This is a genomic window from Janthinobacterium violaceinigrum, assembly GCF_009208555.1.
Taxonomy (GTDB): domain Bacteria; phylum Pseudomonadota; class Gammaproteobacteria; order Burkholderiales; family Burkholderiaceae_D; genus Janthinobacterium; species Janthinobacterium violaceinigrum.
The window spans coordinates 1-8634 of sequence record NZ_WFLI01000069.1 but is presented as its reverse complement, the minus strand read 5'-3'; the positions used below and the strand labels follow the sequence as shown (position 1 = coordinate 8634).

7 protein-coding genes and 2 rRNA genes are annotated in these 8634 nt (G+C 59.8%); 1 reads left to right on the top strand and 8 read right to left on the bottom strand.

The features are described 5' to 3' along the window. A 16S ribosomal RNA gene (locus tag GCN75_RS28340) occupies positions 1-95 on the bottom strand; the annotation flags it as partial. 406 nt (positions 96-501) lie between these two features. Further along, positions 502-1581 (bottom strand): tartrate dehydrogenase, encoded by a 1080-nt coding sequence (locus GCN75_RS28335; protein WP_152285320.1) that lies wholly within the window; start codon positions 1579-1581, stop codon positions 502-504. A gap of 114 nt (positions 1582-1695) precedes the next feature. Between GCN75_RS28335 and GCN75_RS28330 the strand changes: the two genes are divergently transcribed. Further along, positions 1696-2652 carry a LysR family transcriptional regulator gene (locus tag GCN75_RS28330; RefSeq protein ID WP_152285319.1) on the top strand — a complete coding sequence of 319 codons (957 nt, stop codon included), beginning with the start codon at positions 1696-1698 and terminating at the stop codon, positions 2650-2652. Here GCN75_RS28330 and GCN75_RS28325 read toward each other — a convergent pair. From GCN75_RS28325 to rrf, 6 genes are all read right to left on the bottom strand, one after another. Beyond that, entirely contained in the window at positions 2600-4090 is a 1491-nt protein-coding gene (locus tag GCN75_RS28325) for a DUF3482 domain-containing protein (RefSeq protein ID WP_152285318.1), read from the bottom strand. The two genes, GCN75_RS28330 and GCN75_RS28325, sit on opposite strands and share 53 nt — an antisense overlap. After that, a complete protein-coding gene (locus GCN75_RS28320; protein ID WP_152285317.1) occupies positions 4087-5565 on the bottom strand; it encodes a DUF2868 domain-containing protein in 1479 nt (492 codons plus the stop codon). Before GCN75_RS28320 ends, GCN75_RS28325 begins: the two co-directional genes overlap by 4 nt. A gap of 62 nt (positions 5566-5627) precedes the next feature. After that, positions 5628-6317 (bottom strand): phosphatase PAP2 family protein, encoded by a 690-nt coding sequence (locus tag GCN75_RS28315; RefSeq protein WP_152285316.1) that lies wholly within the window; start codon positions 6315-6317, stop codon positions 5628-5630. A 219-nt stretch (positions 6318-6536) separates the two neighbouring features. Beyond that, a complete protein-coding gene (locus GCN75_RS28310) occupies positions 6537-7763 on the bottom strand; it encodes a sensor histidine kinase (protein WP_152285315.1) in 1227 nt (408 codons plus the stop codon). Beyond that, positions 7750-8439, bottom strand: a complete 690-nt coding sequence (locus tag GCN75_RS28305) for a response regulator transcription factor (RefSeq protein ID WP_152285314.1) — start codon at positions 8437-8439, stop codon at positions 7750-7752. Before GCN75_RS28305 ends, GCN75_RS28310 begins: the two co-directional genes overlap by 14 nt. 100 nt (positions 8440-8539) lie before the next feature. Beyond that, positions 8540-8634, bottom strand: a 5S ribosomal RNA gene (gene rrf, locus GCN75_RS30030); the annotation flags it as partial.

Sequence of the window (8634 nt, the reverse complement as noted above, 5' to 3'; positions counted from 1 at the left end):
TCGCCACCAGAGCAAGCTCCGTGCTGCCGTTCGACTTGCATGTGTAAGGCATGCCGCCAGCGTTCAATCTGAGCCAGGATCAAACTCTTCAGTTTAATCTCTGTTACTTTGCCGTTTTACCGGCACCGTTATTTCTAACGGGTCGCTCACTCAAAAAACTGACAGGCCACTACTTGCGTAGCGCCTATTTCATTATTTCTTGTGAACATTTGATATTTTAAGTATTACAGCAATCCGAAGATCGCTGCTGCACTGACATCAAATGCCCACACTTATCGACTGTTAATTGTTAAAGAACTGTATTCGGTTACTGCTTTCGCGCTATCGACAAAGCGTTGTGTTTGTCAGCTGCGAAGAAGGAAGAGTATGAAGCATTTCAGCACAATCGTCAACACCTTCTTTTTACTACCCAGCCCCGGAAGGCTGTCCCTTTTGTGCCGCAAACCAGTGCGTCTCATTGGGGAGGCGAACTATAGCAAAGCCGCCCATGGGCGGCAAGCTTTATTTCAGCAATTCAGCAACCGCCATGCCCACCTCGGTCGTACTGGCGCTGCCGCCCATGTCCGGCGTACGTGGCCCATGCTCGAGCACCTGTTCGATGGCGCGCACAATCGCATCATGCGCGGCCGTGTAGCGGGCGTCGCCATTGCCGAGGAAATCGAGCATCATGGCGCCCGACCAGATCATGCCGATCGGGTTGGCGATATTCTGGCCATAGATATCGGGGGCGGAACCATGCACGGGCTCAAATACCGAGGGAAACGTGCGCTCCGGATTGATATTGGCCGACGGCGCGATGGCGATCGTGCCCGTGCACGCGGGCCCCAGGTCGGACAGGATGTCGCCAAACAGATTCGACGCTACCACCACGTCGAAGCGTTCGGGACTGAGCACGAAACGGGCCGCCAGGATGTCGATGTGATATTTGTCCCAGCGCACGTCGGGAAAACTGGGGCCCATCGCTTCCACCCGTTCATCCCAGAATGGCATGCTGATCGCGATGCCATTCGACTTGGTCGCCGACGTCAGGTGTTTTTTAGGCCGGCTTTGCGCCAGCTCAAACGCATATTTCAGGATGCGATCAACGCCCTTGCGCGTAAAAACGGATTCCTGCAGCACCGTTTCACGCTCGGTGCCTTCGAACATGCGGCCGCCCACGGACGAATATTCTCCTTCCGTGTTTTCACGCACCACATAAAAGTCGATATCACCCGGCTTTTTATTCGCCAGCGGACACGGCACGCCCGGCATCAGCCGCACGGGCCGCAAGTTGACGTATTCATCGAACTCGCGCCGGAATTTCAACAGCGAACCCCATAATGAGATATGGTCGGGCACCTTGTCCGGCCAGCCGACGGCACCAAAATAGATGGCGTCGAAATCCTTGAGCTGAGCAAACCAGTCCGAGGGCATCATCTGGCCATGCTCCAGGTAATAATCGCAATTCGCCCATGCCATTGTCGTGAACTGCAAGTCGATATTGAAGCGGCGCGCGGCGGCCTCGACCACACGCAGCCCTTCCGGCATGACTTCATTGCCTATGCCGTCGCCGGCGATGACTGCGATTCTGTGTGCTGGCATGGGATTCTCCTGGATATAAATGGATGCGAAATCGATGCGTCGATGATACTGATCCCATCTCAGAATACAATCAGGGAACGCATAACCCTAGCATTCACATTTCGTGGTCAATCGATGAAACATACGCCGCTGCTGGAAGATTTACGCCTGTTTTGCCAGGTCGCCCATAAAACCAGCTTCGCCGCCACGGCGCTGGAACTGGGTATTTCCAAGGCCGTCGTCAGCAAGCGCATCGGCATGCTGGAGGCGGCGCTGCAAGTACGGCTGCTGCACCGGACCACGCGCCGGGTCAGTGTCACCGATCACGGCGAGATCGTGCGGCAATGGGCGCAGCGCATTCTGGAAGATGTCGAGCAAATGGGGGAAGCGGTAACGCAGTCGAAACTGCAGCCGCAGGGCGTGCTGCGCATTTGCTCCAGTTCCGGTTTCGGGCGCAACCGGCTCGGTCCCGCCCTATCCCAGCTGGCACGGCAATACCCAGACCTGAAAATACAGCTGGAATTGCTCGACCGCCCCGTTGACCTGCTGGGCGAAGGTTTCGACCTCGACATTCGCATCGGCGTGGTACACGAGCCGGACCTGATCGCCCACCGCATTGCCAGCAACCAGCGCGTGCTATGTGCCGCGCCCGCCTATCTGGAGCAACGCGGAACGCCGGACATCCTGGCGCAATTGCGCGAGCACGACTGCATCGTCATCCGCGAGCGCGACCAGGATGGGCGGCGCTGGAAACTGCAAGGACCGCACGGGCCGGAAACCGTGAAAGTCGACGGGGCACTTTCGGCCAACAATGGCGAAATCGTCCATCAATGGGCGCTGGATGGCCACGGCATCATCTTGCGTTCGGCATGGGATGTGGAAAGCAGCCTGGCGCAAGGCAAGCTGGTGCGCATTTTGCCCGCGTATCAGCAGACTGCCGATGTATGGGCGGTGACCACCTCGCGGTTGTCGAACTCGGCCAAGGTCAGGGCCTGCGTGCAATTCCTGCAACAGTGGCTGCAAGCCCGCGCCCGATGCGCTAGACCAGGCGCGCCACGTCCGGATACAGACGCGCCAAGGTATCGGAGGTGATGGCGGCCATCACGGGAACGACGCGCTCTGCGGCTTGCTCCGGCGATTTTTCCCGGCGCACCTCTTTCCACAACTCGGCCAAAGCCGTGTCATGGCGCGCTACCGCTTGCTCGACTTCATCCTGCCAGAACGCCGGCGCTTCGCCTTCGACGAAATTGCCGCGGCCACGGCCAAAGTGCGCCACCGCCAGATAACGCAGCACGCCCGCCACGACCAAGGTACGCAGGAAGGCGTCCGTAAATTGCATGGTGGGCTCATTGCGCTCCGTGCCGGAATTAAAACCCCAGGCAGCCCCTGCAAACGTCAGTGCACCGACCACGCCGCCCAGCAGCGCGCCCGTGCCCAAGGTCAGGCCGCCTGAAATCAGGTCGGCCGACAAGCCTGTCGCAGCGCCGGAAATCATGGCGCCCAACAACCCTGCTTGCGCCTTGTCAATCGGCGCGCGCACGGCAAAATTATCGCGTACCCGCGCATTGATCTTATGCGCATCGGTCGGATCAAGTTTGTGCAAGATCAACAGTTCACGCGTGGTGTCACTGCTGCGCGTATTGAGCCGCGTCACCAGGCTGGCCATCGCCTTTTCCTGACGTTGTTGCTCTGCATTCTTGCCAATACCCACCACTTGCAAGGCCGATTTCAGCAAGCCCTTGGAGACGGACTCGATGGCTTCGCGATCCTGGCCTGCCGCGGCCAGCTGCGTGGCCAGCAAGTGCATGGCCTGCTGGAAACGCGCCGTATTTTGCGCTTGCCAGGTAGCAAACAAGCGCGCATAGCCAGCTTGCTGCGACTGCGGCAGCAATTTGCCCACGGCTTCGTAAAACACGCGTTCATGCACCCAGCAGCGGGCAAAGGCATCGAGCGCCAGGACGTCGCGCACGATCGGATACTGCTGCAAATGTTCGCGCCAGCGCGCCTGCTCGCCGTGTTCCTCATTGCCCGGCCGTGGCGGCCCCATCTGATTGAGCAAGACGACCACGGGTTTGCCCAGCCACTCGAGGATTTTCATTTCCGCCGGCAAGTAGCCAGCATCCCTGGGATTCTCCGAAGAATTCACCAAATACAGCACCACGTCAGCCGCGTCCTTGGCCGTGCGCAACGCTTGCTGGCTGAGCCAGAACGGACGATCGCGATAACGGTCCAGCACTTCGCGCAGGAACCAGCCGATGGGATTGCCCGATTGCCCCAGGCGCTTGAGCAGGCGCACGGAATCGCCAAAGCCTGGCGTATCCCATAATTGCAGGGCATCGCCCTGCGGCGTGGCCAGCAAGGTATGCGATTCCGCAAACACGGTCACGTGGGCGGCGTCGCGCACTTCGCCGATGTCCACACCCACCAGGGTGCGCGCCAGGGTCGTCTTGCCATTATTTGTATGCGAAATCAGCGCAAACTGAATCTGCACCGCATCGTCCTGCACATCTTTATTCACATTCACACTCATGCTGCAGCCGATACTTTCAAGCCGACACCAGCATCGAGCGGGTGCAAGGCAGGATTGAGCAAATTGACCAGGGTGGCCGGGGTTTTATGGAACTGGCAGAACTGCTGCCACAAGGCGACTCTTTCCGCCAAACGGGCGGCATTGTCCGCCTGCTCGCCCGCGTGCTCCAGGTAGCTCGATTCGTCGATCAGGACGGCGATGCCGCGCGCCGACGATTGCACGAGGTAGTCGAGGAAGGCGCCGTGATTTTCCTTTTCCGGCGTCGCCGTCAGGTTGAACAGCACGGCCGTGATATTGACTTGCGGATCGTTCAAGTCCGTGCCGCGCAAGACGTCCTGCGGCTCTTCGCCATACGACGTCGATGGACGCAGCATCATGCGTCCTTGCTCGCCAAACAGCATGATGGACAGCTGGCCCAGCCCCTTGTGGCGCGCCTCATCGACCGTAAAGCTGTAGGGCAAGACGCGCAGCATGCCGCCCGTGGCCACGCCGATGCTTTCATTGAGCTTGCGGAAATATGGCTGATCTAGATCCAGCGGAAAGTGCTTGGCCAGGCGCGCTGCGCGCCAGTTGTTGAGCAAGGCCAGGATCAGGCGGGGGACGACGACCAGCAGGAAGATCGTTGCCGCATACAGATGCACCCAGCGCGCGCCGCCTTCCACGGTTGTCGTTTGCGGGAAACGCAGCGCTTCGATTTCCGCCAGCGAAAAGCCTTGCAAGTGAAACAGCGCAATAGCCGGCGCAAACAGGGTGGAAAGCAGACTGTGCACCTGGCCCGCATTCAGGAAAGTGCTTTCCCAGCCGGCCGCATATTGCGACAGGAAACCGCGCGCATACAGCGAGGCGACGGCGCCGATGGCAAACATGGCGGCGCTCAGGTGGATGGTACGGCTCAGCCGAGCGGCCGTCAGCTTGGCGCTCAGGTGCGCCCATTCCCCCATGAAACTGAGCAAGCCTGAAGACAGCGCGTGCGGCAGCTTGCGGGGCAAGGCCAGGCGGCCCACGCTCAGGTGGCGCACCAGCCCCGCCTTCGGCCAGCCAAGCGAGTGCGAGGGGATGCAGAGCCAGATCAGCAAGCCCAGATACACCAGCACGTTCCAGGCGATGATCAGCAGCAAGGGCGCCGACAGCAGATCGACGCGGTGCGGATCGGTGATGCGGTCCAGCCCGGCACCCAGCAGCAAGGCCAGCAATGGCAGGATCAGCGCCAGGGTCTTCATGCCGTTGCGGCGCTTCGCGAAGGCGGCGAAGGCCGGCGTACGCTCGGTGATGCGCTTGATGATCAGCTCGGAACGCTGCTGCAGGAAATCGTCACCCGTGACTTCAGCCTGCTTGCCCGAAGCTTGCCACTGCGCAAGCTCACGCGCGCTGCGGCTGGCATACATACGGTCGTCCTCGCTGAGGACTTCTTTTTTCTGGTCAGCCGTCTCGATAGCCCGGACCAATACCACTTCTCTCGCAATCTGCTCGTTCATGGTGCTCCTGTTTTTGTATGAAACGACAACTCGACAGGCAGATTGTGACGTACTTTTGTGTTTCAGGCCAACGCGTCCTCGGCCCGGAACAAGTTATGCAGGAGATAAATCAGGAAAGAAGCGATCCAGGCCGACCACAAGGTGTGCGTGAAAAATTGCGTACCTTGCAACTGTTGCTGCCAGCCTGCCGTCAAACCGCACAGCAACATGACACCGGCGAGCAGCAGCGCCGTGCGTGGCCGCCCAGGCAGAAAGAACAGTGGTAAAGCCAGCATCCACCAGGCGGTATTCGCCTGGGTAGCGGGCAGGCAGGCCATGGCAGATGCGCTGGCTGGCAAGGTTTCCAGCAGACGCGCATAAGGCTCCAGCCCGCCATAGCGCAGCAAATCCGTGGGGCACGGCACATCGCTGAAGGAAGAGAGGAAATAAATGCTTAGCGGCACCAAGACGGCCGACAGGGCCACGACGCGCAAGGCGCTGCGGCGCGATGCAAGCCAGGCCAGCGGACGCAAAGTGTCCCAGATGGCCAGGCCGATCACGACGGCGCCAAGCATGGTCATGCCAAACTGGAAACCGCCCGCCAGCGCGCTGCCGGCGCCAATAAATTGCCCACGCGCACCGTCGAACATGCTATCGGCGATGATGAGGTCGAGATTGCTGTAATTGCCGATCCAGATTATCAGCATGGCCGACAACATCAGGACGCTATCAATGCCTTTGGGAGTTTTGACGAGTTTAAGCTTGGACAACATGGGTGCACACATTACTTGATGAGATGAAAGGGACTGGCCGCACAGGGCTGCAACCATGGAAGTCATCGTACAGTGTCAATATGAAGAGAACATGACGCCGCCCGCCGTTCACAACGGGGCCGGGGCAAGACGAGCTTCCAGCCTCACCTTACAAGTGCCGGCATGAATTACGCGTCAACAAGGCGTTAAGTTTTCGTGAAGTGCACGCAAAAAGCAGGCTTAAATGAAATCAATGCGCAGCACGCTGCCGCCGGCGGGGCGGACACTGAATGCCAGGTCCGCGCCCAGATACAGGCAGATGCGTTGAACCAGGCCCAGGCCCAGCCCTGTCCCTGAAGAACCGCCCAGATTGGCCGGTATCGGTTGATGCAGCAGGCGCGCGCGTGCCGCTTCAGGCAAGCCTGGGCCCGTATCCTCAACGATCAGCGCGCGCCCGGCCAGGCGCACGGTCACCTCTCCATGCAAGGTGTACTGGCAGGCGTTGCGTACCAGGTTGCCAATGGCGGCCGCCAGCAATTCACGGGGAGCGTTGACCAGGAAATCTTCGCCGCCCGCAAACACGAGGCTAAGCGGCTTGCCAGCCGTATGCGATTGGAAGCGCAGGCATTCCTGCCGCGCCAGTTCCGCCACGGACAGCGACGCGCATTCCAGCAATTCGGGCGCGCGCGCCAGGCGCAGCAGCACCGTCACGGAATCGGTCGCTTCACGCGCAGCCCGGTAGATACGTTCTGACGCGGAGCGCACCAGCGGCGCATCGGCGCCCTGCTCCATGAGGATTTCCGCCGCCCCCGTGATCACGGTCAGCGGCGTGCGCAATTCATGACTGACATCGCCCGTAAAAAACCGCTCGCGGTCGAGAACTTCGGTCAACTCCGCCGTACGCGCAGCAAAAGCGCGCGCCAGTATGCCCAATTCATCGGCGCTGTCCTGCAACGGCAAGGCTGCCTGTCCCGCCTTGACGGCCTGCGTCAGCGACATGATCGGCGTGATCAGGCGGTTGGCGATGAAGGCGCCCAGCAACGAAGCACAAATCAGGAAACCAATAAAACCGAGGGCAAACATGCTGTACACCACCAGCTCGATCTTTTCATATTCGGTGGCATGATCGATGACGACGAATTCGCCATGAACATCGCTGCCGACCAGCACGTGCAAATCGACGCCATCGACGGTTTTCTCGTGCATGCCGGGCGCCAGGCCACGCAAGGGCAACGGCGTGTCTTCGGCATGATGAAAACTCAAGCCGGCCGGCATCTCGACAGGCAAACCGGCCGCATGCCTGGGCGAGGCCCAGGCCGCCACTTCCTTCAGGCGCGCGTCGACCAGGCGCACCTCGATGCCTTCGACGGCAATGGCCGCGATAATGGCAAAAAAGATACTCGCCGCCACGGCAAACAGCAGATAGGCGACGATGATGCGCCGTTTCAGCGATTTAAACGGGCGCATCGCTACTCAGTAATTTATAGCCGATGCCGGGAATCGTGCGCAGCATGGGAAAGGCATAGGGTTTGTCGAGCGCCTGCCGCAGCGCATGGATGTGCGTGCGCAGGGCGTCGCTATCGGGACGGTCATCTCCCCAGACTTCATGCTCGAGCATCTCGCGCGGTACCAGCTTGGGTGCTTCGCTCATCAGGCATTTCAGGATGATGTAGCCCGTCTTGGTCAAGGTCAATGCGTGGCCGGCGCGCCAGACTTCGAATTTTTCCGTATCGAAACGCAGTTCGCCCACCGCCAGCACGGCAGTGGCCGTCGTTTGCCCCCGCGCGCGGCGCAGCAAGGCTTTCAGGCGGATTTCCAGTTCCAGCAGCGAGAATGGCTTGACCAGGTAGTCATCGGCGCCGCTGTCAAAGCCAGCGACCTTGTCTTGCAGGGTATCGCGCGCCGTCAATATCAGCACTGGCGTGCTGTTGCGCAATTCGCCGCGCAGTTTCTGGCACAGTTCCAGGCCCGTCAGACCAGGCAGCATGACATCGAGCACGATCACATCGTATTCATGCTGAGCCAGCAAGGCCAGGCCCGCATAGCCATTCATGGCCGAATCGAGCACATGGCCCTTGGCTTCCAGGTAGGCGTAGAGATTGGCAAGAATATCGGGATTGTCTTCAATGATCAGAATGCGCATACCGTCATTGTAGGCGGGATCGGGCAATGCCAGCCAAAACCACCAGACGAAAAAAAACCCCGCCATTACTGGCGGGGTTTTTCTCTACTGCGAATAACAAGCCTGACGATAACCTACTTTCACACTGGTTGCAGCACTATCATCGGCGCAAAGTTGTTTCACGGTCCTGTTCGGGATGGGAAGGGGTGGGACCAA